Consider the following 25597-nt stretch of genomic DNA (forward strand, 5'->3'; position numbering starts at 1 on the left):
GTATGTCGAGAGCCCGGCGGCCGACCCTGCCGACGGCACTGGCGGGCGGACTGGTCGCCGGTGGGCTCCTGCTGTCCGCGTGCACCCCGGCGCCGACCTCCGGCCCGGCCTCCGCCCCGACCTCCGCCCCGAGCAGCACGATGCCGGCCGACCGTGTGCCCGCGTCGCCCACCGCCGTCCCCACCTGCCCGCCGCCCGAGGACAAGGTGGTCAGGTCGGCTCCGGGCGAGGGCAAGACTGTCGCGCTCACCTTCGACGACGGCCCCGGCCCGGCGATGCTGGCCATCGCGAACGTCCTGCGTTCCAAGGGCGTCACCGCGACGTTCTTCGACACCGGCGCCCACGACGCCGCCGACCCGGCCGCGGTCACGAAGGTGGCCGCCATGGGCTTCCTCGTCGGCAACCACACCTGGGACCACAACTACCCCGCCGGGACCCCCTCGGGCTGGACCGTCGGCTACCTGCGCGACCAACTGGCCCGCACGTCCGCCCAGCAGCGGCGGCTCACCGGCCGTCCGACCTGCTTCTTCCGCCCTCCGGGCGGCTACCTGACCAACGTGCGGACCGTCGCGTCCGGTGAGGGCATGTCGACAGTGCTGTGGTCGGTGGACGCGCGGGACTGGGCCCAGCCCGGGTACGCCGACCCGGACGCGGTGGCGAAGATCGTCGACCGGGCGACCTCGCTCGACGCCGACAACCGCCGGCACCCGATCGTGTTGATGCACGCCGCCAAGGCGTCCCACGAGGACGAGTCGAAGGTCTCCTCCTACCGCGGCAACACCGTCGCGGCGCTGCCCCGGATCATCGACTGGTACGCCGAGCGGGGGTACCGGTTCGTCGACCTCCTCGGCCGGACCGCGAGCCAGATCGCCGCGGGACAGGCCGGCACCCGGCCCTGAAGTCCGTCGGGCCGGCCGGGATCTGCCGCCCCCGCACGACGTCCAGCGGGGTGCCGCTGCCCGACTGTCAAGCAGGACTTGCCACCTGATGTCGCGGTAGGGCCCGCAACCGGGCCTTGTCAGGTGTTCGCCCAGCCGCTGGTCGGTGCCGACGTCTAGGGTGTGGCGCCATGACGCTCTCCACCGCCGCATGCCTGACCGCCATCGCCGAACACTCCAGTGGCTTCGCCGCCGCCGTACGCGACAACCTGGACGCCCGGGTCGAGCACTGTCCCGAGTGGGACGTCGCCGACCTCGTGCAGCACCTGACCGAGGTGCACTGGTTCTGGCGGACGATCGCCGCCGAGCGGCCGGCCTCGCCGCCGGAGCAGTCCAGGCGGCCGGCGCGCGCGGACCGGTCGGAGCTGGTCGCCGTGTTCGAACGCGGCGCCGCCGAGCTGGTCGACGTGCTCGGCAGGGCCGACCAGGACGCACCGGTGTGGACCTGGTTCCCCGGCCGCCAGGACATCGGCTTCATCACCCGCCACCAGGTTCAGGAGGCGGCGGTGCACCACTGGGACGCGGCGAACGCGGCCGGCGCTGCGTGGACCGTGCGGCCGGAGGTGGCGGCCGACGCGGTCGAGGAGTTCCTCACCTGCTCGCTGGCCGACGCCGACGATGTCGTGCGGTTGGGGCGTTCGCTGTCCGGCCCGCTCGTGCTCACCGCCACCGACCTCGACAGGTCGTGGACGGTGTCCCAGGCCGATCCCACCGCGGCGCTCCTGTGGGCTCCGGGCGTCGCCGGCGAGGCCGCCGTCTCCGGCACGGCCGCCGACCTGATGCTGTGGATCTACGGCCGGGTGTCACTGCCCACCGGGCAGCCCGAGCGGGTGGCGGAATTCCGTGCGCTGAGTTCCACCGACTGACTCCGGGCGCGGGCAGCGGTCCGCGCACCAGGCACTACGTATGGTGAATTATCTGTGTCCACGCTGCGCCGGAGGCGTTGTCGGTCTCCCCGGTCGTGCGAATTGCCCCCGAAATCGATAACCTGTCCCAACCCAGTGAGCGGACTCGTGACCGAGCCCTTTGGGTCAAGGAGCAGGACCGATGAGTGACACGCCGATGTACGACCGTTTGGTGGACGAACGCCTCGGGCGGGCGCCGCACGAGTTCGACGGATACGAGACCTGGGACGATTCCGAAGAAGCGCGTGCGGCATTCGAGCGGGGCGCTGCCGAAGCGCAGCGAGCAGAGCGTCCTGCGCAGTCGCAGGGTGCGACTTTCGCTCGTCACGCAAGGGAAACCACCGGCTTCCGGTCCGTCGCCGACGGATGAGCCTCGCGGCTCTTTCTGGTAGCCGGCCGCCCTTCGGGGATGCGGCGACTCCGTTTATCTGAATTACGTACCTGGAAAGCGAGACGTAGATGAGTCAGACGCTGGTCGTGTTTCTTTTTGGTGGCTTGTTCGCCTGTGCGCTCGCGCATTTCCTGCGCGGTGGGAGTAGTCGTATCGCGCGAATAGCGGCAGTGGTCCTGTTCGGACTCGGCCTGCTTTTCGCGCTGCTTCCCGCGCTGCACCTCGGTTAGTTTCCCCAAGGGTTCCGGCTCAGTTCCCTCGGTCCACCGCGCCCTCCGCTGTCGAGGTGGCCGCACCGGCCGAGGGAGCAGCCGGGACCCGTAGGTTCCCCACGAGGGTCTCGACCAGGCCCGGCCGGTCGAGATCCGGAACGACCCGGTGCAACGTCGACAGCACCACTGCCAGTGCCAGACAGGTCGCCCCGGCGACACCGCTCACGCCGCCGACGTACGCTCCGATGAGTTGGCCCGGGTCGAGGTCGACCGGTGGCGTCAGGCCCCCTCGGTCGGCGAGTCCGATGGCGAGGACCGCGACCACCAGGAATGCTCCACCCACCAGGGCGAGCCAGGCGACGGTGCGGTGGTGGGGGTTGGAAGGCTCGCGAACGGGTTCGTGACGTTGACCCAGGACGAGGAGATACCCGGCCGCGGCGGCCCAGATCCCGACGATGAGTAGCGCTGCCAGGGCGTCGCTCGGCCGGTGCCACCCGGCGGACAACGTCGCGATCCCGGTGAGCGAGGCGTAGACGGCGCCGAGGATCGCGGCCAGCCCACGCAGCCGGGGCGGAAGGACCAGCACCGCGGCGACGGCGATGGACGCGGCGACCGTCACGTGCCCGCTCGGCATGCTGTTGGGCGCGCCGATGTTGGTGCCGGCGATCCCGAGGTCGGGCCGGTCGATCACGTAGTCCTTGAGTACCTGACTGGTGAGGTTCGCGCCCGCGACGAGCACGGTGGCGACCAGCGCCAGCCGGATCCGGCGGCGGACGAGGGCGATGAACGCGACGACGGCCGTCGCCACCACCAGGGACGCCAGCGAGACGGCGTCGAGTACGCCGGTGACGAGTCCCTGGGCCTGGTCCCGGCCCATGCTGCTCGCCCGGAGAACGCTCGCGTCCAGCACCTGGCCGTGCGGGGTGCGGATGAAGACCCACCACACGAGCACGAGCACCGCCGCCTGCGCGAGCACGAGTACGACCAGCCATCCGGCGACCAGGCTCTTGACGAGGCGCTGCATCTGGTCAGCCTTCCGATCGGTTGCGTGAAGGTGCCGAGCCCCCGCGAGCCCGGCGGTACGGGGGAGACCGACTGGCCCACGGCGGGCCCGGCACTGCTGCAGTAACGCACGAACCCCGGTCTGGGTCACGCCCGTGGTTTGACCGCTATCGGCCATCTGGCGGCGGGGTCGCCGGTCGCTCGGTTCGCCGGCCACCCGGGGCCGGTTGCGGTCGTGGTCCCCCTCGGCCGGGCGGTCGTTGGCAGGCTGGCGTACGCATGGATCGTCCACGTACGCGCGGCGGGCCTTCCAGGGTCCGGCGGAGAGGGGGACGCGATGAACGACCGGCCGGTGTACTCCGCCGCGGTGATCGGATGCGGGACCGGCGGGATGCTCAGCGTCCGCGCGCTCGCCGCCTCGGAGCGGTTCCGGCTGGTGGCCGCGTGCGACCTACGGGCAGACGTGCGGGACAAGCTCGCGGCCGAGTACCCGGGGATTCGCACCTACGCCGACCATCGCGAGTTGCTCGCCGACGTGTCCGCGGCCGCCGGGACCGACCACGCGATCGACGTCGTGTGCGTGTCGACGTACGCCCCCACGCACGAGGAGATCGCGCTGGCCGCGCTGGCGACCCGTCCGCGCGGCCTGCTGGTGGAGAAACCGCTCGGCGACACGGCCGCGGCGGGCCGGCGCATCGTCGACGCGGTCACCCGGAGCGGGACGCCGCTCGCCGTTCCCCACGGACTGCTCGCCCGGCCGACCTCGCTGGAGATCCTGCGCCGGGTGCGGGCCGGGGACATCGGCGAAGTCCGGCTGGTGGAGATCGAGTGTGCCGGCTGGGACATCATCAACGCCGGCATCCACTGGTTCCAGTACGCCGTCAACCTGCTCGTCGCCGACCCGTTCGCCGGCGTGCTGGCGACGTGCGACACCTCGAGCCGGACGTTCCGCGACGGCATGCGGGTGGAGACCGAGGCGGTGACGTACGCCTGGACACGCGGCGGTGCCCGGGTCGTCCTGCACAGCGGCGATCACGTCGCGCAGAGCCGGCCCGGCAAGGACACGCTGTTCCGCGTCGTGGGCACCGACGGACTGGTGGAGTTCTGGGGATGGGAGAACGGCTACCGGATCGTCGCGGGCTCCGGTCCCGCCGACGTCGGTCCGTTCCCCGACGCGGACCGGTCGCCGCACCAGGTGCACCTGGAGGAGCTGGCCCGCCAGATCGACGAGGGCAGCCCGGGGCACGGCCCGGGCCACAGTCCGGACCACAGTCCGGACTACACGGTCGCGGACACCTCGCTGCGGGCGCTGGAGCTGTGCGAGGCGGCGTACCTCTCGCACCGGCACCGGTGTGTGGTCACGTTCCCACTGTCGGAGTTCGTGCTTCCGGAGTTCGTGCCGCCCGGGGCGTCGGACTGGGACCCGGGTACGCCGTACCCCGGCGAGGGCGGCGGTCGCGACGGCCGCCGGCTGGAGGCACGATGACCACCATGACTCCCATGAGCACTTCGAGAACAATCTTCGGTGTGGTCGGCAGCGGCTGGCGGACGGAGTTCTACCTGCGGATCGCCGCCGCGTTGCCGGACCGGTTCGGCGTCGCCGGAGTGGTCGCCCGCAGAGCCGAACGCGCGAAGGAACTCCGGGAACAGTTCGGCGTACCGACGTTCGACTCGATGGAGGCGCTGCTCGACGACGGAAGCCCGGACTTCGTGGTCACGTCGGTGTCGTGGGCGGCCAACCCCGGCCTCGTGGTGGAGCTTGCCCGGCGCGGTGTTCCGGTGCTGAGCGAGACGCCACCGGCGCCCGACCTGGACGGGATGCGGGCGCTGTGGGACGAGGTCGGCGACACCGCGATCGTGGAGGTCGCCGAGCAGTATCCGTTCCTTCCGGAGTACGCCGCGCGGGTGGCGGTGTGTCGTTCGGGCCTGCTCGGCAAGGTGACCTCGGCCCACCTGTCGGCCACCCAGACCTACCACGCGATCGCGGTCCTGCGTACGTTGCTGGACGTCGGTTTCGCCGACGCGGAGGTGGCCGGGACCGCGTTCACCAACCGGCTCCAGCGCGGTCCCGACCGCGACGGCTGGCCCGTCCGGGAGGAGCTGGTGGACGCCGACCAGGTGATCGCGACGCTGGACTTCGGCGACCGGCTAGGCGTCTACGACTTCACCGCAGGGCAGTGGTTCCACCCGATCCTCGGCAACCGGATCGTCGTACGCGGCGAACGCGGCGAGGTGATCGACGACCGGCTCACCTACCTGCCCGACCCGTCCGTTCCCGTGCAGACGTCGTTCACGCGCCAGCAGACCGGACTCGGCGGTGACCTGGAGGGGTTCCACCTTCGGGCGTTGTACGCGGGGGAGCGTCGCGTGTACGCCAACCCGTACGCACCGGCGCGGCTGCCCGACGAGGAGATCGCGATCGCCACCTGCCTGACCGGGTTGGCCGAGCGGGTCCGTTCCGGCGGGCAGCCGTCGGGTGGATACTCGCTGGCGGACGCGTGCCAGGACCACTACCTCGGCCTGGTGGTGTCGGAGGCCGTGGCGTCGGGGACGCGGATCCGCACCACCCGCCAGCCCTGGGCCCGCGACTGACCGGCGTACGCACACTTCACGAACGAGGGCCGGCCCGAGCCGGTGACCGGGTGCGGTCAGCCGATCGTGGTTCGTTGACGGCGTCGCGGGGCGGCTCCTAGCCTCCGGCCAGTGTGAAATCGATTTCTGGCCGCTGATCGGGAACGGGAGCCGGGCTATGCGACGTAGGACACTCCTCACCACAGCCGCGCTGGCGGGTCCGCTGGCCGCCGTTGCCGGACCGCAGGCGGCCAGCGCCGAGGGGCCGGACAACGGACCCGGCGGCCAGCCCGCGCCGAAGTCCGTCGGCGCGGCGGCACCGATGCTGGCGCCCGGGCCGAGCGTGCCCGGCCCGACCCTGGCGGAGAAGGTCGCCAAGCTGACCGGACCCGACTCCATCAACCACACCGACACCCGCTACCAGGTGATGGGGACCGACCTCGGCGCGATGTGGGACAACGGCTCGGGCCAGGTGCTGATGGCGTTCGGCGACACCTTCGGCGAGGGCCAGGTCGGCGGCGGGCAGTTCGGCCAGGACTGGCGTTCGAACGTTCTCGCGCGCTCGTCCGACCACGACCTGTCCGACGGGATGACGTTCGACGACATGGTGGTGGACCGGCCCGGGCACGCCAAGGAACTGCTGGCGTCGAAGAAGGCCGACAACGACGAGATCACCGTCATCCCCAACTCCGGCGTCAGCGTCGGGAAGCGGCAGTTCCTGCACTACTTCTCGCAGAACAACTGGGGTCCGTGGAACACCAACTACGGCGGCATCGCGTACTCCGACGACAACGGGCAGAACTGGACCAAGAGCGACGTCCGCTGGCAGAACTCCGCGCCGTTGTGGGGTCGCGGCTTCCAGTTGGGTTCGCTGGTACGCCAGGGCGGCTTCGTCTACCTGTTCGGCACCGGCAGCGGCCGGCTGTACGACATCAGGTTGGCCCGCGTGCCGGAGGCCCGGGTGCTCGACATGAGTGCCTGGAGGTACTGGAACGCGCACGCCTGGACGGCCCGGGAGGCCGACGCCGTTCCCGTGGTCGCGGCGCCGTCGGGTGAGATGTCCGTGCTGTACAACGAGTATCTCGGCCGGTGGCTGATGATGTACCTCGACGAGTACCGCGCCGCCATCGTGATGCGCGAGGCGCCGGACATCACCGGCCCGTGGAGCGGCGCGCGGGTGGTCGTCCGCGGTGGCGACGGTGGCGAGTACCCCGCGCTGTACGCGCCGTTCATGCATCCGTGGTCGGCGGCCTCCGGCGGCCGGGACCTGTACTTCGCGATGTCGCAGTGGGGTCCGTACAACGTCTTCCTCATGCGCACCCGGCTCGACCGGGCCGTGGACACCGCCAACCTGATCAGTGATCCGGGGTTCGAGGAACAGCCCGACCGGCAGGTGCGGGTGCCGTGGTTCGTCTGCGGCCAGGGCGGCATCGACCGCGACGGCCAGCAGTCGTACGCCGGGAAGAACAACGGGTACGTGCGCGCGGCACAGGGCTGGAACGCCCTCACCCAGTCGGTCGTGGTGCAACCGGCCCGCCGGCACCGGCTCACCGCCTGGGTGCGGTCCTCCGCACGCGACGTTCCGGACGGAGCACTGGGGGTGCGTGGCCGGCGCGGGGAGATCGCCCGGACGTCGTTCGGGCACCTGGGCAACTACACGAAGGTGAGCGTGGACTTCGACCCCGGCGACAACGCCGACATCGAGGTCTTCGCCGGCTTCTGGGGAGCGGGCGCGGACGCCTGGGTGCAGGTCGACCAGGTGTCGCTCGTCGCGCTGTAGGAGATATATAAGCGCTGTTATAGTTCCGGGCATGGTCTCTCCACCGCCCGCGGGCGACCGCGCGCGCAAGTCTGCCCAGCGCCCGGACCCCACCGAGGTGAGCCACTGGCGGCCACTGCACCTGCTGCTGGCCGCCATGGACGACGAGATCGCCGCGCTCTACGCCGAGCGTGGCGTGACCGGGATCCGCCCGCGGTTCACCAGGCCGCTGATCCGGCTCGGCAGGGAGGGCCCGATGACCATCCGGGCGCTCTCCGAGGCACTCGGCGTCAGTCACTCCGCGATGAGCCAGACGGTGTCGGCGCTGCGCCGGGAAGGGTTCGTACGCAGCACGCCGGGCGCCGACGCCCGCACCCGCGAGGTGGCGGTGACTTCGCGCGCCCGCGAGGTGCTGCCGTTCCTCGAGGCGGAGTGGCGGGCCACCGAGCGCGCCGTCGCCGATCTCGAGGGCGAGATTCCGTACCCGCTGAGCCAGGTGGTCCGCGACCTGCAGGCAGCGCTGGACCAGCGGTCGTTCGGGGACCGGATCGCCGCGCACCTGGACGACGAGGTCGGTACGCCGTGAGCTTCGTCGACGGGTTCATCGACGGGCTCATCGACACCCGGCCGCTGCGGTCCGGTCCGGCGTTCCGGCGACTGTGGGTGGGCACCACGCTGTCCCGCCTCGGCGGGCAGCTGACCATGGTGGCGGTGCTCTACCAGGTGTGGGAGCTGACGGGGAGTCCGGCGGCCGTCGGTGTGCTCGGCCTCGTGCAGGCGGTGCCGATGGTGGTGTTCGGACTGGTCGGCGGGTCGCTGGCGGACGCGGTCGACCGCCGCCGCCTCGTCCTGCTCACGACCACCGGGCAGTTGGTCGTCGCGGGGATGCTGGCGGTGCAGGCGTTGACCGAACTGCGTTCGTACGCCGTCCTGCTGATCCTCGTGGCGGCACAGAGTGCGGGCGGGGCGCTGGGCGCGCCGGCGCGGCGTACTTTCGTGCCGAGGTTGCTGCCCGCCGACCAGGTGACCGCGGGGGTGGCGTTGTTCCACGTCAGCTTCCAGCTCGCCATGCTCGGCGGCCCGGCGCTGGGCGGCCTGCTCATCGCGCACGCCGGGGTGGGGGTCTGCTACCTGGTGGACGCGGTCGCCTTCCTCGCCGCGCTGTACGGCGTACGCGGGTTGCCGGCGATGCGACCGGCCGGCCAGGCCGCTCGCCCAGGCATCCGTACCGTCTGGGAGGGCTGGCGGTTCGTCGCGACCAGGCCGGCGTTGGGTGGCGCGTTCCTCACCGACGTCTTCGCCACCGTGCTGGCCATGCCGGTCGCGTTGTTCCCGGTGGTCAACGCCGAGCGGTTCGGCGGCCGGCCGGAGACGCTGGGGTTGTTCTTCACCGCGATCGCGGTGGGCGGGGTGTGCGCGGGTGCGGTGTCGGGACGCGTCGCGCGGTCCGGCCGGCCCGGCGTGGTGATGCTGATGACCGCGGCGGTGTGGGGCGTGGGCCTGGCGGGGTTCGGGCTCGCGTCGTACCTCTGGCTCGCGCTGGGCTGCCTGGCGGTGGCCGGCGCGGCGGACACCTTCTCGGTGATCTCCCGGGGATCGATCGTGCAGCTGGCGACGCCCGACTCCCACCGGGGTCGGGTCAGTGCGGTCGAGCACATCGTCGGGGTTTCCGGGCCCGACGTCGGCAACTTCCGGGCCGGGCTCGTCGGCGATCTCACCTCGGCGACGTTCGCCCTCGTGGCCGGCGGGGTCATGTGTGTGGCCGGAGTGGCCGGGGTCGCCGCCACCAACCGGAGCCTGCGGAGGTTCACCCCGACGGTCGAGGAGGTCGAGGAGTCCGAAGAGGGGTTGCGCGCGGCGGTGTGACTCCGCCATGCTGCTCCGAAACTACTTCGACCTCGAACTTGTTTTGGGTGCTGGTACGTGGTCGTGGCGAACGGAGCCCCGCATGGCAAGGCGATTCCCGCTGTGGGTGACAGCTTCTGTGGTTGCGTTGACGGTGGGGTTCGGTGTGGCGGCACCGGCCCAGGCAGCTCACGCGGCTACGCGGCACGGTCCGCCGCGGCCGCCGGACACCTACGTCGTGTCCGAGGAGCCCGGTGTGGTGCCGGAGGGAATCGCCGTGCAGCGGGACGGTCGGATGTACGTGACGTCGGACGCCACCGGCGCGCTGTTCGCGGGCGACGTACGCGTGCCGTCGATGCGCCCGTTCGCCGTCGGCGCGGTCGACCGGCCGAGTTCGCGCGGCGTGCACACCGACGGGTCGGGGCGGGTGTGGTCGGTCGGCGCCGGCACCCTGACCGTGCACTCGCGTAACGGCAGGCTGCTGGCCACGCGCAGCGCACCCGACGGTCCGCTCGGAGCGGCCGACCTGAACGACCTGGCGATCACCGCCGACGCGGTGTACGTCACCGACTGGGCCAACCCGATCGTCTACCGCGCACAGCTCCGGCACGGCCGACCGGGCCCGCTGCAACCCTGGGTTGACATGCGTTCCGCGTTCCCGCAGTTCCCGGCGCAGTACTGGCTGCTGAACGGCATCGTGGCCGACGCGGCCGGTGACACCGTGCTGGTGGCCTCGAACGGCACCGAGGCTGTCTGGCGGATCGACGTCGCCACCCGCACCGTCTCCCAGGTCGACCTGGGTGGGCACAGCTTCGGCGCCGACGGCATGGTGCTGGCCGGCCGGCGGCTGTACGCGGTGCTCAACTACGGCGCGCCGAACGGCGTCTACGTCGCCGATCTCGATCCCGAGCTGCGGGCGGGCACCGTCACCCACCAGATCCTGACCGACGCCGACGGGGAGGCGTTCGACCTGCCCACCACCCTCGCCCGCTACCGGTGCCGGCTGTACGTGGTGAACAGCCAGGGTGACCACCGGCCTGGCCAACCGCCCTACACGGTGAGCGCCGTCGCCGACCCCACGTGCGGTGAGTGAGCGCCGGCCGAGGCGGCCACGCGTCCTGGACCAGCGCGGCGGCAACGTCGTCCTCGACCTGTTCGTTCTGCACCAGCACCTGGGCAGCCTGCTGGCGGCGGCGCTGGAGCCGACCGGTGTGACGCCTGCGCAGTACGCGGTGTACGGCCAGCTCGGGCAACGCGACCAGACGCCGAGTGAACTCGGCCGCACCCTCGGGCTGCCGTTGCCCACGTTGTCGGGCCACCTCGCGGCGATGGACCGGCGCGGCGACATCGCCCGCACCCGCAGCGACCGCGACGGGCGTTCCCACGTCGTCGCCCTGACCGAGGCGGGCCGGGCGCGGCTGGAGGAGTGCCGGCCGAGGATGCGGCAGGCGGTGGCGGCGCTGAACGCTGAGCTCGGCGGCCGGGGCGCGGCCGAGGGAGTACGCGACGTGCTCGCCGGGCTGGACGACGCGATCCGGGCCGTCACGCCCTAGGTCTGTCCTAGACAACGTCGAACTCGTTGCCCTCCGGGTCCTGCAGCAGGGCGGCGTAGTGCCCCATGCCCGGCACATCCGTGATCCGAAGCACGCCGGCGCCGGCCTCGACCAGTCTTTCCACTGTGGAGGCGACCCGCTGCCTACGGACCGCCAACGGGACGTCGCGCCCGCCGCCGACCTTCAGGTCGAGGTGGATTCGGTTCTTGGTGGCCTTGGGTTCCGGTACCTGCTGGAACCACACCCGGGGCCCGAGCCCTGCGGGATCGACGATCGACTCCGGGCTGTCGCCCGCACCAACAGGCAACTCCTCCTCCGGCACGCCCATAGCTGCCCAGTACTCCCGCCACGTGGCATGGCTCCCCGGTGGGGGTTCGGGAATGTATCCCAGAGCTTCGCTCCAGAACGCCACCAGCCTCCGCGGGTCGGCACAGTCGATCGTGAGTTGCAGCGTCAGCTCCATGACCAGAGCCTGACAGACGCGTCCGACATGCATGCTGGGCCTACCGCGCCGACGACAGCGACGCACCTTCGCAGAAGGTTCTAGCGCAGGACGCTGGTGATGCCGCCCCACAGGTGGGCGCGGAACGTCTCGTCCTCGTAGGCCACCGGCGCGTGCCCGAGCGAGGTGTACCACGCCTTCGCCCGGCCCACCTGCGTCCGCCAGCAGATCGGGTGGTCGGGGCCCATCCCGGACGAGCCGGCGTCGTAGTCGTCCTCGTTCACGGTCGCCAGGACGTCGACGGTTCCGCGCGGGTTGGTGTCGAAGGCGTACCACTCCTCGTGCCAGGACCACGGGGTGGGCAACGGCCTGGTGGAGGGGTCGTCGGTGCGTTCGACCTGGATCCGGGCGGTCTGCAACTCGCGAGGATGGGAGGTGAAGCGCGCGCCCACCAGCCGGTCGAACAACGGCCAGTCGCGTTCTGCGTCGGAGGCCACGTGGATCCCGGCGTACCCGCCGCCGCTCGCGGTGAACTCCTCGTACGCCTGCCGCTGGGCGGCGTCCAGCAGCCCGGTCCCGGACGTCTGCAGCCACACCACCGCGGCGTACCCGCTCAGGTTGGCCGACGTGAACGCGTCACCGGACTCGGTGTGGTCGAGGTCGACCGATGCGTCCGCGGCGAGGTTGCGCAACGCGGCGACGCCCGCCTCGATGGACTCGTGCCGGTAGCCGGCCGTACGCGAGAACACCAACAGCCTGGTCATGGCGCGACCCTACGGTCTGCGTGGCACCACCCGCCTCGCCGGCGTCACACTTCGGAACCTGGGTGGCCGGGTTGGCCAGGGCGGCCCCTAGGGTCTGGCCCATGGCAGAGCTGGAGATCGACGCCCTCGTGTTCGACGTCCTCGGCACGCTCGTGGACGAGCCCGCCGGCATCCGCGCGGGTATCCATGAGCTGGCCCCCTCGCTGGAGGATTCCGGGCTCGAGCAGCTTCTGAGGTTGTGGCAGCAGCACATCGAGCGCGAGCAGGGCCGGGTGCTCGACGGGGACCGGGCCTACGTCACCACCGAGGTCCTCGATGGGGAGGCCGCCCGGCTGGTCGCCGACGCCGCCGGAGTCGACGACCCGGCCGCGGTGGCGAGGCTGGCCCGGTCGGGCCGACGGCTTCCGCCGTGGCCCGACACCGTGACCGGGCTCGCCGAGATCGCCGAGCGGTTTCCGCTGATCGGGCTGTCCAGCGCGAGCCGCACCGCGCTGCTGGAACTCAACGCCCACGCCGGACTGCGCTGGCACCAGGCGCTGTCCGCCGAGGACGCCCGCACCTACAAGCCGGACCCGGCCGTCTACCGTTTGGCGGTCGACGTCTCCGGACGGCCGCCGGAGCGGTTGCTGATGGTCGCCGCGCACGCCTGGGATCTGCGCGGCGCGCAGCGCCTCGGCCTGCGCACCGCCTACGTTTCCCGGCCCGTCGGGGACCCGCCCTCGCAGTCGGACGAGTTCGACCTCCACGCCGACGACCTGGCCAGCCTGGTCCACCAACTCGACCGGCACCAGGGCACGCGAACCGGCCATGATTCGCAGGACAGACGCTAGCCTCGGGATTTCACGTCGCGGGTGGTGTGTGCGGCGTGTAACGCACGAAGTGCCTTCCATGCTCGGGAAACTTGGGATTGCGACGTCGCAAGTAGCACCGAGTGGAAGGCACTTCGTAGGTGAAGCGTATCCCGGCTGTGGGTGTGGTGTTGGACTCGGCTCGTGAGTCGTTGGTGTCGAGTTCGGGTGGGCTGTTGCTGGCACAGACGGTGCGGGTGTCGGGGCTGGCGGATGCGTTGTCTGCGGCGCTGGCGCCGTGGCGTGGCCGGCGGGCGGTTCATGATCCGGGCAAGGTGATCTGTGATCTGGCGACCGCGGTCGCGTTGGGTGGGGACTGCCTTGCCGATCTGGGCGTGGTGCGGGCCCAGCCGGGGCTGTTCGGGCAGGTGGCCTCTGCCCCGACCGTCTCCCGGCTGATCGCCGCCCTGGCCGGTGACGTCGACGCGTCGCTGGCAGCGATCCGGACCGCGCACGCCGCCGCCCGGGACGCGGCCTGGGCGGCCCGGCGGCCGCTGCCCGGACGCGCGGGCTCTCGCGGTGGCGGGCAGGTGATCGTGGACATCGACTCCACCCTGGTCACCGCGCATTCGGACAAGGAACTGGCGGGGCCGACCTACAAGCGTGGGTTCGGGTTCGCGCCGATGTGCGCGTTCGTCGACCACGGCGAACACGGCACCGGGGAGACGCTGGCCCTGGCGTTGCGGCCGGGGCCGGCTTCCCCGCAAAACGTCGCCGATCACATCGATGCCCTGGATCTGGCGCTGGCCCAGCTCCCCGAGCACGAGCGGGCCCAGGTGCTGGTCCGCGCAGATTCTGGGGCGTGTTCGAAGAAGTTCCTGGGCCACGTCACCGATAAGGGTCTGGAGTACTCGATCGGCTACGCGGCTCACCCCACGGTCAAGGCCGCGGTCGAGGCGATCCCGGTCCAGGCGTGGCGGGCAGCCCTCGACGGCGACGGCGACCCCCGCGAGGGCGCCCAGGTCGCCGAACTCACCGCCTGGATGCCCACCCCGGTGCGATCTACCCGCCCGGGCCCACAGGAGTGGCCGGACGGTATGCGGGTGATCGCCCGCCGAGAACGCCCCCACCCCGGCGCCCAACTCCGGCTGACCGACATCGACGGGTGGCGCATCACCTGCTTTGCCACCAACACCAAAGGTTCCGGCTGGACCTTGCCGGTGCTGGAGGTCCGCCACCGTCAACGCGCCCGCGCCGAGGACCGCATCCGCTGCCTCAAAGACACCGGTATGGCCAACCTGCCCTTCGCCGACTACGACCGCAACCAGATCTGGCTGGCAATCGTGGCCCTGGCCTCCGACCTGCTCACCTGGACCCAGACCCTGGCCTGGCCCGACCAGCCACCCAGCCAGCCGCAGGTGCGCCGCTGGGAACCCAAACGGATCCGGCTACGCATCCTGTCCGTGGCCGGGCGCATCATCGCCACCGGCCGGCGACAACTCCTGCGACTACCCCGCGACTGGCCCTGGAACCCGCTCATCGACACCGGCTGGGCCACCCTCAACACCACCTGAGAACAGACCCCAATCCCTACCACCAGGACCAAGGAGAACCGGCGACCACAGCGCCGGAAACCACCCCTGCCCACCACCAGGCGAAGGACAGCACCCCGACCGAAACCACGACCACACCTCGATGACCAGCCAGATGAAAGATCGAGGCTAGGCGAAGCCGCCGTTGCTCATCAGGAGCTGGCCGTTGATCCACTGCCCGCGCGGTGAACACAGGAAGTCGACGAGGTTCGCGGTGTCCTGTGGTGTGCCGAGGCGGCCGAGCGGCGTCTGTCGGATGCCGCTCGCCCGGATCTCGTCGCTCATCCAGCCGGTGTCCACCGGGCCGGGATTGATCACGTTGGCACTGACGCCGAGCTGGGCGAACTCGCGGGCGGCGGCGAGCGTGATCCGGTCGAGCGCCCCCTTGCTCGCGCCGTAGGGCAGGTTGCCGACGTAGTGGTCGCTGGTCAGGCTGATGATCCGGCCGGTGCCGGGCTCGCCGGCGAAGCGCCGGCCGTACTCGCGGATCAGCAGCCAGGTGGCGCGCGCGTTGACCGCGAAGTGCCGGTCGAAGCTCTCGACCGTGGTGTCGAGCAACCCGGAGTCGACCGACTCGCAGTGACACATCACCAGTGCGGTGACGCCGCCGAGTCGGCGTTCGGCCTCGTCGAACACCGCCGCCGGGGCGTCCGGGTCGGACAGGTCCGCCTCGATGGCCGCCGTGGCCGCGCCGTGCTCGGCGAGATCGTCGGCGATCGCCTGCGTCGCACCGTCCTCGACGCCCCAGGACATGCGCTGGTCGTAGGGCGTCCAGTAGGTGAACGCGATGTCCCAGCCCGAGTCGGCCAGTTGGCGGGCAATGCCCGCGCCGATTCCGACCGTCCGGCCGACGCCGGTGACCAGTGCCACCGGGCGGCCCGGACCGGACTCATCGGGTTCTGCGGACGCCTGGATCGTTCGTTCGTTGTGGCTCATCGCGCAGGATTGTGCTGGACCGGTCGATGGCGGAGCAACCGCGTTTCGGCAGCAGCCGGTGAGGTCCGGCGGTCGCCGGCGATCGGTGATCTACGCCCAGCTCAGCTCCCGGCGATGTTGACCATCCACGGGGTGCCGAACCGGTCGGTGCACATGCCGAACTCGTCGCCCCACATCTGCTTCTCCAGCGGAATGGCCACCTGGCCTCCGTCGGACAGCTGCTGCCAGTAGCCGCGCAGGGTGTCGGTGTCGTCTCCGCTCAGGCTGACCGTCATGTTGTTGCCCGGCTGGTGCTCCATGCCCGGCGGGTTGTCCGCGCCCATGAGGGTGAAGCCGTTGTCGGCCTCCAGCATGGCGTGCATGATCTTGTCGGCGCCCGGCGCGTCCGGCGTACCGAACTCACCGAAGGTGTTCATGGCGAGGTTTCCCCCGAAGACGCGCTGGTAGAACTCCATGGCTTCCCGGGCGTTGCCGGGGAAGCTGATGTAGGGGTTGAGTCGAGAGGCCATGGATCCTCCTTGATTCCGGCCTTCGTTGCGGTGTCAGCGGCGTGAGGCGTGAGCCCAGCCCTGTGGGACAGCATTCGCAGACTAGCGGGCGCCACCCCCAACGAAGGTGAACCCGCGAAGGCGTCGCCTTCGTCGTCACGAAGTGGCGCGGTCGAGCCGGGTACCGAGGTCGGCGAGCGTGGCGTGGTCGAGCCCGAGACCGGGGAACGACGCCAGCGTGCTCATCGGCATCGTGCCCACCACCCGGACGAGCCCCGGGTCGCGCAGGATCGGCAGGTCGAGGCCCTGGAGGAGTTCGTTTCCCCGAGGGTCGGCCAGCCACTCGGCCAGGGTGGAGTCGGCGGTCAGCGGCAACGCGATCGACGGAGCGTCCAGCCGGATCGTGGTGGCTGCGCGCAGGTCGCGGGAGGACGTGCCCACCGCGATCTCGAAGTCGCCCGCCTCGACCACCCAGTCGTGATGGCGAACCGACCAGTACGCGAACGCCCGCCGGTCCAGCGTCATCGTGGCCGTACGGCTCTCGCCGGGCTCCAGCGCGACCTTGGCGAAGCCCTTCAGCTCCCGCACCGGCCGGGTGACCGAGCACTCCGGGTCCCGTACGTAGACCTGGACGACCTCCGCACCGGCGAGCGGCCCGGTGTTCGTCACGGTCACCGACACCTCGACCGCCAGGTCGTCACCGGCGACGGACCCGCTGGTGCGCACGGACAGGCCGCCGACGTCGAACGTGGTGTACGACAGGCCGTGCCCGAACGGGTAGCTGACCTCCTGCGCGGAACGGTCGTGGGCGCGGTAACCGACGAACACACCTTCGCCGTACCGCACGACGCCGCTGTCGCCGGGGAAGTTGAGGAACGACGAGCTGTCCTCCAGGCGTACGGGAATCGTCTCGGCCAGCTTCCCCGACGGGTTGGCCCGGCCGGTGAGCAGGTCGGCGACGGCGCCGCCCGCGGCCTGCCCGGACAGCCAGCTCTCCAGGATCGCGTCGGCGTCGCCGTCCCAGGTGGAGGTGCGGACCGCGGAGCCGTTGGACAGCACCACGGTCAGCGGCCGGTCGTTCGCCTCCCGCAGCGCTGCCAGGAGCGCCAGTTGGCCGGCCGGCAGGTCCAGGTGCGTACGGTCGAAGCCCTCGGACTCCTCGGCGGCAGGCAGGCCGAGGAACACGACCACCCGGTCGGCGGCGCGCGCGACCCGCACGGCCTCGGACCGCAGCCGCTCGTCCTCGCCGGCCGCCCCGTCCGCGGCTTCACCGCCCAGGCCGTACCCCGGTGCGAAGACGATCTCGACGTCCGACCCGAGGCGGTCGCGCAACTCCTCGACCGGCACGTCCACCCGGGTCGGGTTGACCTCGGAGCTGCCCCCGCCCTGGAAGCGCGGCGTCCGGGCGAGCTCGCCGACGACCGCGACCGTGGCGCCCGGCTCCGTACGCAGCGGCAGCGCGCCGCGCTCGTTCTTCAGCAGGACCGCGGACTCCAGCGCGGCCAGGTGGGCCACCCGGTGGTGTTCGTCCTCGTCGAAGGTGACCGGCTCCGCGTCCGCGGCCCCGATCGCGGACGTCGACCGGTCCACCAGCGTCAGCACCCGGGCCACCGCGTCGTCGAGTACGGACTCCGCCAGCCACCCCTCGCGCACCGCGGCGACCACCGCGGCCGGGCTCAGCTCGAGGTTCGGCGGCATCTCCAGGTCCAGGCCGGCCTCCAGGGAGCGCACCCGGTCGTGCACCGCGCCCCAGTCGGAGACGACCAGCCCGGCGAAGCCCCACTCCTCCCGCAGCACCGTCGTCAGCAGCCGGCGGTGCTCGGAGGCGTACGTCCCGTTGACCTTGTTGTAGGCACACATCACGGTCCACGGCTGCTCGGTGCGCACGATGTGCTCGAACGCCGGCAGGTAGATCTCGCGCAGCGTCCGCTCGTCCACCTCGGCGCTCACCCGGAGCCGGTCGTCCTCCTGGTTGTTGGCGGCGAAGTGCTTCACCGAGGTGCCGACGCCCTGGCTCTGCACGCCGCGGACGAGGGCCGCGCCGAGCCGCCCGGCGAGGAAGGGGTCCTCGGAGTAGTACTCGAAGTTGCGCCCGCACAACGGCGACCGCTTGATGTTCACGCCGGGGCCGAGGACGACGGACACGCCCCACCGGCGCGCCTCGGTGCCGAGCGCCCGGCCCACGGTCTCGATCAGCCGGGTGTTCCAGGAGCTTGCGATGCCGGCCGCCGGCGGGAAGCACGTCGCCGGGACGCTGCCGGACAGGCCCACGTGATCGGCCTCGGACAGCTGGGTACGCAGGCCGTGCGGGCCGTCCGACACCATGATCGCCGGGATGCCCAGGCGCTCGACCGGTGTGGTGTGCCAGAAGTCCGAACCGCTGACCAGCGCGGCCTTCTCCGCCAGGGTGAGCTGGCCGACCGCGGCCGGCGCGGGCGGGAGGGAACCGTGGGTCTCGGACATGGTGCCTCCCTGGTAGCCGTGGGCCGGGGCCGTCGTGCTGGCACTGTAACCCCGCCCACCCGCCAGGTAGGTTCGGCGGATGCGATCCGAGGAGATCACCGCGGCCGACGCGGGCACCTGGAAGCTCGGCGACGTCACCGTCAACCGGATGGGCTTCGGCTCGATGCGGATCACCGCGAACCCCGACCGTGAGGTCGCCCTCGCCGTGCTGCGCCGGGCCGTCGAGCTCGGCGTGAACCACCTCGACACCGCCGCGTTCTACGTGTCACCGGGCGGCACGCTCGGCGTCGGTACCGGTCCTGCGCGCTATGCCACCGAGCTGATCCGGGCCGCGCTCTCGCCGTATCCCGACGACATCGTGGTGGCCACCAAGGTCGGCCCCGGCATCGACCCGGACAAGGGCTTCTACCAGGCGACCACGCCCGCCCAACTGCGCAGCCAGGTCGAGGAGAACCTCCGCCGCCTCGGCCGCGACCACCTCGACCTGGTGAACCTGCGGATCATCAAGAAGGCCGGGCACGACTCGATCGCGGAGCGGTTCGGCGCGCTGGCGCAGCTGCGCGACGAGGGGCTGATCCGGCACCTCGGCCTGTCGAACGTACGTCAGGACCACCTTGACGAGGCCGGGGCCATCGCACCGGTGGTCTGCGTACAGAACCCCTACGGGCTCGACTTCAAAAGGGAGGAGGACGCTCTCGTCCGCACCTGCGAGGAGCGGGGAATCGCGTACGTCCCGTTCTTCGCCATCGCCGGCGCCGGCCGGGAGGCGGGCGCGGCGTCCGGCCACAGCGAGGCGGTCCACGCCGTGGCCCGGGCGCACGGGGTCACGCCGCATCAGGTACGCCTGGCCTGGACCCTGCACCAGGGCCGGCACGTGCTGGCGATCCCGGGGACCGGCGACCCGAAGCATCTTGCCGACAACGTGGCCGCCGGCGCGCTGCGGTTCACCGCCGACGAGCTGGCCGGCCTGGGCTGACTTCGGGCTGACTTCGGGCTGACTTCGGGCTGACTTCGGGCTGACTACGAACCGTCGGACAGCTGGGCCGGTAGGTCGAGTACGTCGTCCGGATCGACGGCGAGATCTCCCCACGCGACGGCGGCCAGCCCGCCCCGATGCGACCGCGCCGTCACCGTCTCGGTGTTGGCGAGCGGATGCGCCAGAGCCCAGCGTGGGGTGACGTTGGCGAGTACGTCGGACAGCGCGCAGCGATACAACCCGCCGTGCCCGACCAGGACCGTCGTACCCGCCTGGGTCGCCACCTCGTCGACCAGCGACCGGAGCCGCGCCCGGATCTCGTGCAGGTTCTCGCCTCCGGCCACCCGATGGTCGCCCTCGTTGCGCACCAGCCAGGCCTTCAGCACCTCGTCGTGCTCACGCCAGTGCGCGGGATCGCCGCTTCCCTCGTAGGAGCCGACGTCGAACTCACGAAGGGCGTCGGAGACGACGACGGGTACCCCGAGTTCGTGACCGAGGATCCGCGCCGTCTGCACGGCCCGCAGCAAAGGGCTCGAGCGGATGCGGTCCACCGTGGTCCGGCCCGCCAGCCGACGCGCGAGCGCGACCGCCTGCTCGCGGCCGCGGTCGGTCAGCGGGTGACTCGGCTCGTGATTGGCGAACACGTTCAGCAGGTTCGCGCGGCTCTCCCCGTGGCGGGCGAAGATCAGGCTCACCGATTCATACTGCACACATGCCAGCGATTCGGGTACCGCCGACTCAGATGCCGCAGACGGAGAGCGCGGTGATCGTGCCGGTACGCGAGGCGGAGCCGGTCGTGGGTCACCTTCGGTCCCGGCTGGACCCGTCCGCGGCCTGGGGCGTCCCCGCGCACGTGACGGTCCTCTACCCGTTCGTCCCGCCGGAACGCATCGACGCCGAGGTGCTGGCCGCGCTGGGCGAGGCGATCCGCACGGTCGCGTCCTTCCGGGCTACGTTCACCCGCGTCGAGTGGTTCGCGGACCAGGTGGTGTGGCTGGCCCCGGAGCCGGCCGGGGCGTTCGCCGACCTCACCGCCGCGGTGTGCGAACGCTTCCCGGAGTATCCGCCGTACGGCGGTGCGTTCGCCGAGGTGGTGCCCCATCTCACCGTCGGCGACGGTGCTCCGGCGGCCGAACTCCGCCGGGCGGAAGAGCTTGTGCGCGGCCACCTCCCGATCAGTACGGAGGTGGCCGCGGCACAGGTCTTCTGCGGGTCGCCGGATCCCGACTCGTGGCACCCGATCGTCGAGCTTCCACTCGGCCGACCCTGAGGTGGGAGCTTCCCGTCAGGTCAGCTTGCGGTAGTCGGCCGGCGACCAGCCGAGCATCGCCTCGATCCGGACCATGCCCGACTGCTCCAGCAGGGTGACCGGGTTGTCGCCGTCGAACCGGTAGAGCCCGGTGTCGGCGTCGCGGAACCGCTGGTACGACTGGTCGGCGTACCACTGCATCGCCTCGCGGTAGGCGGGGTCCGGGCGAAGCGTGGACAGCTGCAGCAGGTTGGCGAAGAAGATCGCGTGGAACCGCGCCGGCTGGGTGAAGTAGCGCTCGTTCTCGGCGTAGAACGCGAGCGCCTTCTTCGCGGTGTCCTCTGCCTGGTCGAGGAAGACCCGGCTGCCGGTCGCCCGGTGGAGCAGGACACCGGCACCGATCATGACGCCCTGGTTGTAGGACCACTGCGACTTCTGGATGTTGCCGGCGAGGTCGACGTGGTCCCAGTACAGGCCGTTCGGGGCCAGCATGTACGACCGCGTCCAGTCGTACATCCGGGTGGACCACTCGAGGTAGCGCGGCTCCCTGGTGGCGAGGTAGAGGTGGAGGCCCACCTCCGCGCCGGGCGCGTTGGAGACGGTGTTGCGGTCATGGCTCCAGGGCGCCTGGGTCCAGAACACCCCGCCGGGGCACGGATGCGTCGGGTCGTCGTCCCAGCCGAACACCACCAGGTCGAAGATCTGTGCCGCGCGGCGCAGCGAGGGCGCGTGCCCTCCCGACGTCCTCAGGTGGCGTTGCAGGTCGGCCAGGCCGATCCACTCGTTGTCGTCGTAGAACTTGTCCCCGCCCTGGCCGAGCGGCGGGCGCAGGTAGGAGTCGTAGCCGGGCGGGTCGGTCTGCGCGTTCCAGTACTTCTCCACCGCGGTGAACCGGTCGGCGACGTCGGCGGTGTACCCGCTGCCCATACCCGGCAGCCCGGCCACGTCCAGCGTCGCGACCATCGCCTGGGAGAACGGCCAGACGTAGGAGTACTGATTGCCGCCGGCGTGGGGGTACTCCTCCAGGTAGAGCGACGTCTTCGGGTCGTAGAAGTACTTCTGCAGCGCGGCGTAGGTGTCCCGCGCACGAAGGGCGTAGCGGCGTAGGTCGCGGGTCGGGACCGTGTCGGCGTAGGCAGGAGTGGTGGCGACCGCGCCGACCGCCGCGGTCGTGGCCGCGGCCACTCCGCCGAGCAGGACGGCCCGTCGCGACGGGGCGCTGAAGTGCTGGGTCACGGGAAACCTCCGAGTCGATGTGCCGCCTGGCACGGGACTCAACGTGCACTGGATATACCAACAAGTCAACGGCTGCTTTCGTCCGTATGCGGTCATCGCCGCCTCGCCGCCAATCCCCTTGTGTGGTGGAGGATTGGCGCTGAGAGAGCACCGGTTCGAGTTGGTATGTCGGTGCCCCACAAATGGTATGTGAACGAAGTCTGGAGACCCGGTGCCCGAGCACTTCCTGTACGAGCGCCTCTACGAGTTCGTGCTGGAGGAGATTTCGGAGAGCCGGCTGTGCCCCGGCGACCGGGTGCCGTCGGAGACCGAACTGGCCGAGCGGTTCGGCGTCAGCCGCATCACCTCCAAGCGGGCGCTGCGGATGCTCGCCGATGCCGGCGTGGTCGACCGCCGCCGCGGCAAGGGGTCGTTCGTGTCCGCCGACGCGCACCGCCTGGACGCCGTACGGGAAGCGGAGAGCCCGGCGGCGCCGGCCGTCGGTGAGCGCGCAGGCGGAACGGGGTGCCTGGCGCTGCTGCTGCCCGACGCGTCCGAGACGTACGGCCTGGACCTGATGTGTGCCATCGAGGAACGTGCCGCCGAGCACGGCTACCACCTCGTTGTACGGCGAACCCGCGACAGCCAGCAGGTCGAGGAGGATGCGATCCGCGCGCTCGCCGGTGGGACCGTGGACGGGATGCTCGTCTTCCCGGTGCACGGGGAGTTCTACAACGCGAGTCTCGTCCGGCTCGTCCTGGACGGTTCCCCGCTGGTGCTGGTGGACCGTTACCTGCCCGGCATCCCGGCGTGTGCGGTGTGCACCGACAACGCGGCCGCGTGCCGGGTGCTGACGGAGTACGTACTCGACCAGGGGCACACCGAGGTCGCGTTCGTGTCGCCGCCCGTCGAGAACACCACCAGCATCGAGGAACGCATCCAGGGTTACCGATCCGCGTTGCACGAGCGCGGTCTCCCGGCCTCCGCCGAGCGCTGCTTCACCGGCCTGCAGAGCACCCTGCCCGAGCCCGGCTCGGACAGCGAGGCGGGCGCGGACCGGGCCGCGATCCGCGAGTTCCTCGACCGCGAACCGGCCGTGACGGGGTTCGTCGTCTGCGAGTACAACCTCGCGGTCCTGTTGCGGGAGGTGCTGGCGGAGGTGGGCCGCCGCGATCCGGTGGGCCGCGGCGATCCCGCCGGCTACCTGATCGCCTGCTTCGACTCACCCTGGTCGCGGGCGGCCGCGGCCTCGTTCCCCCACATCAGGCAGGGCCAGCAGGAGATGGGGCGGCGAGCGGTGGACCTGCTCGTCGCCCAGCTGAACGGCGAGGACGTACCCCGCCGGTCCACCGTTCCGTTCGAGCTGGTGACTCCGTAGGCGCAGATCCGGGCTCTGAGGAGGATGCGGCGCGGCGCGTTCACGAGTTGGGGCCGGATGTGGCCGGTCGTCCGTGCTGTGCCCGGCGGCGGATCCCGGTATCTCTGGATCGAGTACGCGTGCCGAGGAGGACCCGATGCACGACGAACGCTCCACGCACCCTGACCGGCGGACGCTGCTGAAGGCGATGGGAGCGGGCGCGATCGCCGCCACCGCGCCGATCGCAGGGGGAGCGGTCCCGGCAGCGGCCGCGACCGGTGAGGCAGCGGCCGCCCGAGCGGCCGCGGTGACCCGAACGGCTGCGGCGCCGGCGATCACCCCCGAGGAACTCGCCCACCTGCCGCTGGTCGGAGGCAAGGAGTTCCCGATCGGACTGTGGTGGCCACCGCCGCCGCTGCAGACTACGCTCGCGCGCTATCAGGAGATCAAGGACGCGGGGTTCACCTACACCCACAGCAACAACTACCTGTGGGCCGACGCCTACATCCAGAAGTACGCGCTCGGCATCGCCGACCAGGTGGGGCTCACGCTCGTCGTCGACGACCCGACCGTGCGCTGGATGCGCAACGACTTCCGCATTTCCACCGAGGGCGGCGACTTCACCCTCACCCCGGACCAGGCGGCGACCAAGCTGAAGCAGGTGCTGGACACCTACCGTCCGCGCAGCTTCTGGGAGCTCCAGGGCGGTCGGCTGCTGCAGAACGGCGGCACGGGCAACGGCAGCGCCGGGCTGTCCCGCGACGGTGCGGACTGGTCGGACTACACGTTCGCGTTCGACGTCGCGCCCCGGCAGACCGGTGGCGGCGGGAAGTACGCCCAGGCAGGGTGGGCGTTTCGCGCGCAGGACCCGGCCAACGCCTACGTCTGGTTGCTGTCCAACTCCGCCTACACCACACCGGCGGCGCCCGGTTACCTGACCAAGGTGGCGTTCGTGAACGGCAGCCCCGCCTGGGTTCGGCCCGTGCCGCTCACGATCGCGGTCACCGACGGCACGTGGTACCACGTCGAGACGAAGGTCGCCGGGGACACCATCACCACGTCGATCAACGGCACGGTGGTCGACACCACGACCGACGCGACGTATGCCCGCGGCCGGGTCGGGTTCCGCGAGGCCGGCCCGGAGTCCGCGCTGTTCGACAACGTGAAGGTCACCGCGGCCGACGGCAAGGTGCTGTTGACAGACGACTTCTCCGGCAACCTCGAAGCCTGGAACGCACCCAACGCCGGCGGCTCCCCGGCGTTCGCCGGACTCGACATCTACGACGAACCCTCGCCGGACAGGTTCGAGACGCTCGCCCACCTGGTGCGGATCACCCGGGAGCTCGACCCGAACGCCCTGCCCTACATCAACCTGCTGCCCTCCAACGACCAGAACTACGTGCGGCAGTTCGTCGATGTCGTCAAGCCGGTGTTGCTCTCCTTCGACCGCTATCCGCTGATGGCCGACGGCACCGACGACCCGGGTTACTTCCTCAACTGGAAGATCGTCCGTGAGGAGGGCCTGCGGGCCGGCCTGCCGACGTGGATCTTCATCCAGACCGGGGCGTACGGCAACCGCCGCCAGCCGACCGCGGCCGAACTGCTGTGGCAGATCAACGTCAGCCTCGCCTACGGCGCGAAGGGCATTCAGTACTTCACCTACTGGACACCAGATCCGGCCCGTGGCGAGGGGTTCCAGCCCGCGCTGATCACCGTGGACGGCAAGCGCACCGACCGCTACGACGCGGCGCGGAACATCAACCTGCGCTGGCTCGCCCCGGTCGGGCGCGAGCTGAAGCCGCTGGTGTCGGAGTCGGTGACCCACGCCCACGACGACCCGCTGCCGGCCGGCGCGACCGCGTGGACGCCGGACGAGGTGGTGAAGTCGGTGCAGGGTGACGCGGTCGTGCTGGGCAGGTTCGTCGACGCCGAGCGGACCGGTGCCCGCTGGCTGCTGATCGCCAACCGGTCGCACTCCAAGCGGTGCGTGAGCCAGGTCGAGCTCGACCCGGCGACGGTCGGGAAGGTCGCGAGGTTCGACCCCAGGACCGGGACCTACGTCGGCCAGGACCGGCTGCGGCTGACCGCGAACCTCGACGCGGGCGCGGCGGTCCTCTACCGGCTCCAGAAGGGCTGACTACCCTACGACGG

The 25597-nt window shown here is 71.2% G+C and carries 25 protein-coding genes; 17 read left to right on the top strand and 8 right to left on the bottom strand.

What is annotated here, in order from left to right:
* Positions 1 to 2: 2 nt before the first annotated feature.
* The 4 genes from F4554_RS02050 (at position 3) to F4554_RS02065 (ending at position 2464) form a co-directional block, all read left to right on the top strand.
* The gene (locus F4554_RS02050) at positions 3 to 899 is read left to right on the top strand and encodes a polysaccharide deacetylase family protein (protein ID WP_179785791.1); all 897 of its coding nucleotides are present in this window, start codon (positions 3 to 5) and stop codon (positions 897 to 899) included.
* A 170-nt stretch (positions 900 to 1069) separates the two neighbouring features.
* Complete coding sequence (locus tag F4554_RS02055) at positions 1070 to 1804, top strand: maleylpyruvate isomerase family mycothiol-dependent enzyme (protein WP_179785792.1); 735 nt, start codon at positions 1070 to 1072, stop codon at positions 1802 to 1804.
* A gap of 181 nt (positions 1805 to 1985) precedes the next feature.
* The gene (locus F4554_RS02060) at positions 1986 to 2213 is read left to right on the top strand and encodes a hypothetical protein (RefSeq protein WP_179785793.1); all 228 of its coding nucleotides are present in this window, start codon (positions 1986 to 1988) and stop codon (positions 2211 to 2213) included.
* 89 nt (positions 2214 to 2302) lie between these two features.
* Entirely contained in the window at positions 2303 to 2464 is a 162-nt protein-coding gene (locus tag F4554_RS02065; protein ID WP_179785794.1) for a hypothetical protein, read from the top strand.
* A gap of 19 nt (positions 2465 to 2483) precedes the next feature.
* Here the strand turns inward: F4554_RS02065 and F4554_RS02070 are convergent, their stop codons facing one another.
* On the bottom strand, positions 2484 to 3470 hold the full coding sequence (locus F4554_RS02070) for a phosphatase PAP2 family protein (RefSeq protein WP_179785795.1): 987 nt from the start codon (positions 3468 to 3470) through the stop codon (positions 2484 to 2486).
* Positions 3471 to 3785: 315 nt separating this feature from the next.
* Here F4554_RS02070 and F4554_RS33920 point away from each other — a divergent pair, with 315 nt between their 5' ends.
* The 7 genes from F4554_RS33920 (at position 3786) to F4554_RS02105 (ending at position 11176) form a co-directional block, all read left to right on the top strand.
* Positions 3786 to 4934, top strand: a complete 1149-nt coding sequence (locus tag F4554_RS33920; protein ID WP_179785796.1) for a Gfo/Idh/MocA family protein — start codon at positions 3786 to 3788, stop codon at positions 4932 to 4934.
* A 14-nt stretch (positions 4935 to 4948) separates the two neighbouring features.
* The gene (locus F4554_RS02080) at positions 4949 to 6040 is read left to right on the top strand and encodes a Gfo/Idh/MocA family protein (protein WP_179785797.1); all 1092 of its coding nucleotides are present in this window, start codon (positions 4949 to 4951) and stop codon (positions 6038 to 6040) included.
* Between the two features lie 157 nt (positions 6041 to 6197).
* Positions 6198 to 7799, top strand: coding sequence for a DUF4185 domain-containing protein (locus F4554_RS02085; protein WP_179785798.1), 1602 nt, complete (start codon positions 6198 to 6200; stop codon positions 7797 to 7799).
* Positions 7800 to 7830: 31 nt separating this feature from the next.
* A complete protein-coding gene (locus tag F4554_RS02090) occupies positions 7831 to 8364 on the top strand; it encodes a MarR family winged helix-turn-helix transcriptional regulator (RefSeq protein WP_179785799.1) in 534 nt (177 codons plus the stop codon).
* Positions 8361 to 9644, top strand: coding sequence for an MFS transporter (locus tag F4554_RS02095; RefSeq protein ID WP_337795832.1), 1284 nt, complete (start codon positions 8361 to 8363; stop codon positions 9642 to 9644). The genes F4554_RS02090 and F4554_RS02095 overlap by 4 nt, the downstream gene beginning before the upstream one ends.
* 82 nt (positions 9645 to 9726) lie before the next feature.
* Positions 9727 to 10716, top strand: a complete 990-nt coding sequence (locus tag F4554_RS02100) for an SMP-30/gluconolactonase/LRE family protein (RefSeq protein WP_179785800.1) — start codon at positions 9727 to 9729, stop codon at positions 10714 to 10716.
* Complete coding sequence (locus F4554_RS02105) at positions 10709 to 11176, top strand: MarR family transcriptional regulator (RefSeq protein WP_179785801.1); 468 nt, start codon at positions 10709 to 10711, stop codon at positions 11174 to 11176. The genes F4554_RS02100 and F4554_RS02105 overlap by 8 nt, the downstream gene beginning before the upstream one ends.
* A 7-nt stretch (positions 11177 to 11183) precedes the next feature.
* Here F4554_RS02105 and F4554_RS02110 read toward each other — a convergent pair whose 3' ends face one another.
* Both F4554_RS02110 and F4554_RS02115 read right to left on the bottom strand, forming a co-directional pair.
* A complete protein-coding gene (locus F4554_RS02110) occupies positions 11184 to 11639 on the bottom strand; it encodes a VOC family protein (RefSeq protein ID WP_179785802.1) in 456 nt (151 codons plus the stop codon).
* A gap of 80 nt (positions 11640 to 11719) precedes the next feature.
* The gene (locus F4554_RS02115; protein WP_179785803.1) at positions 11720 to 12382 is read right to left on the bottom strand and encodes a ThuA domain-containing protein; all 663 of its coding nucleotides are present in this window, start codon (positions 12380 to 12382) and stop codon (positions 11720 to 11722) included.
* Between the two features lie 101 nt (positions 12383 to 12483).
* On the opposite strand from F4554_RS02115, the gene F4554_RS02120 reads away from it, so the two are divergent.
* On the top strand, positions 12484 to 13212 hold the full coding sequence (locus F4554_RS02120; protein ID WP_179785804.1) for a haloacid dehalogenase type II: 729 nt from the start codon (positions 12484 to 12486) through the stop codon (positions 13210 to 13212).
* Positions 13213 to 13331: 119 nt separating this feature from the next.
* Entirely contained in the window at positions 13332 to 14744 is a 1413-nt protein-coding gene (locus F4554_RS02125; protein ID WP_337795833.1) for an IS1380 family transposase, read from the top strand.
* A 147-nt stretch (positions 14745 to 14891) separates the two neighbouring features.
* On the opposite strand, the gene F4554_RS02130 is transcribed toward F4554_RS02125, so the two are convergent.
* The 3 genes from F4554_RS02130 to F4554_RS02140 all read right to left on the bottom strand — a co-directional run bounded on the left by F4554_RS02130 (position 14892) and on the right by F4554_RS02140 (position 18649).
* The gene (locus F4554_RS02130) at positions 14892 to 15698 is read right to left on the bottom strand and encodes an SDR family oxidoreductase (RefSeq protein WP_179785805.1); all 807 of its coding nucleotides are present in this window, start codon (positions 15696 to 15698) and stop codon (positions 14892 to 14894) included.
* Positions 15699 to 15799: 101 nt separating this feature from the next.
* Complete coding sequence (locus F4554_RS02135) at positions 15800 to 16207, bottom strand: VOC family protein (RefSeq protein ID WP_179785806.1); 408 nt, start codon at positions 16205 to 16207, stop codon at positions 15800 to 15802.
* A gap of 135 nt (positions 16208 to 16342) precedes the next feature.
* Positions 16343 to 18649 (bottom strand): glycoside hydrolase family 3 C-terminal domain-containing protein, encoded by a 2307-nt coding sequence (locus F4554_RS02140; protein ID WP_179785807.1) that lies wholly within the window; start codon positions 18647 to 18649, stop codon positions 16343 to 16345.
* 79 nt (positions 18650 to 18728) lie between these two features.
* Here F4554_RS02140 and F4554_RS02145 point away from each other — a divergent pair, with 79 nt between their 5' ends.
* On the top strand, positions 18729 to 19625 hold the full coding sequence (locus F4554_RS02145) for an aldo/keto reductase (RefSeq protein WP_179785808.1): 897 nt from the start codon (positions 18729 to 18731) through the stop codon (positions 19623 to 19625).
* A gap of 44 nt (positions 19626 to 19669) precedes the next feature.
* On the opposite strand, the gene F4554_RS02150 is transcribed toward F4554_RS02145, so the two are convergent.
* Positions 19670 to 20320, bottom strand: coding sequence for a histidine phosphatase family protein (locus F4554_RS02150; protein WP_179785809.1), 651 nt, complete (start codon positions 20318 to 20320; stop codon positions 19670 to 19672).
* Between the two features lie 47 nt (positions 20321 to 20367).
* Between F4554_RS02150 and F4554_RS02155 the strand changes: the two genes are divergently transcribed.
* Positions 20368 to 20895, top strand: a complete 528-nt coding sequence (locus tag F4554_RS02155; RefSeq protein ID WP_179785810.1) for a 2'-5' RNA ligase family protein — start codon at positions 20368 to 20370, stop codon at positions 20893 to 20895.
* A gap of 15 nt (positions 20896 to 20910) precedes the next feature.
* Here the strand turns inward: F4554_RS02155 and F4554_RS02160 are convergent, their stop codons facing one another.
* Positions 20911 to 22110, bottom strand: coding sequence for a glycoside hydrolase family 76 protein (locus F4554_RS02160; RefSeq protein WP_337795834.1), 1200 nt, complete (start codon positions 22108 to 22110; stop codon positions 20911 to 20913).
* 211 nt (positions 22111 to 22321) lie between these two features.
* Here F4554_RS02160 and F4554_RS02165 point away from each other — a divergent pair, with 211 nt between their 5' ends.
* Both F4554_RS02165 and F4554_RS02170 read left to right on the top strand, forming a co-directional pair.
* Positions 22322 to 23467, top strand: a complete 1146-nt coding sequence (locus F4554_RS02165; RefSeq protein WP_179785812.1) for a GntR family transcriptional regulator — start codon at positions 22322 to 22324, stop codon at positions 23465 to 23467.
* A gap of 136 nt (positions 23468 to 23603) precedes the next feature.
* Positions 23604 to 25583, top strand: coding sequence for a 3-keto-alpha-glucoside-1,2-lyase-like domain-containing protein (locus F4554_RS02170; protein ID WP_179785813.1), 1980 nt, complete (start codon positions 23604 to 23606; stop codon positions 25581 to 25583).
* Positions 25584 to 25597 lie beyond the last annotated feature (14 nt).

It is taken from the genome of Actinopolymorpha rutila (assembly GCF_013407855.1).
Taxonomy (GTDB): domain Bacteria; phylum Actinomycetota; class Actinomycetes; order Propionibacteriales; family Actinopolymorphaceae; genus Actinopolymorpha; species Actinopolymorpha rutila.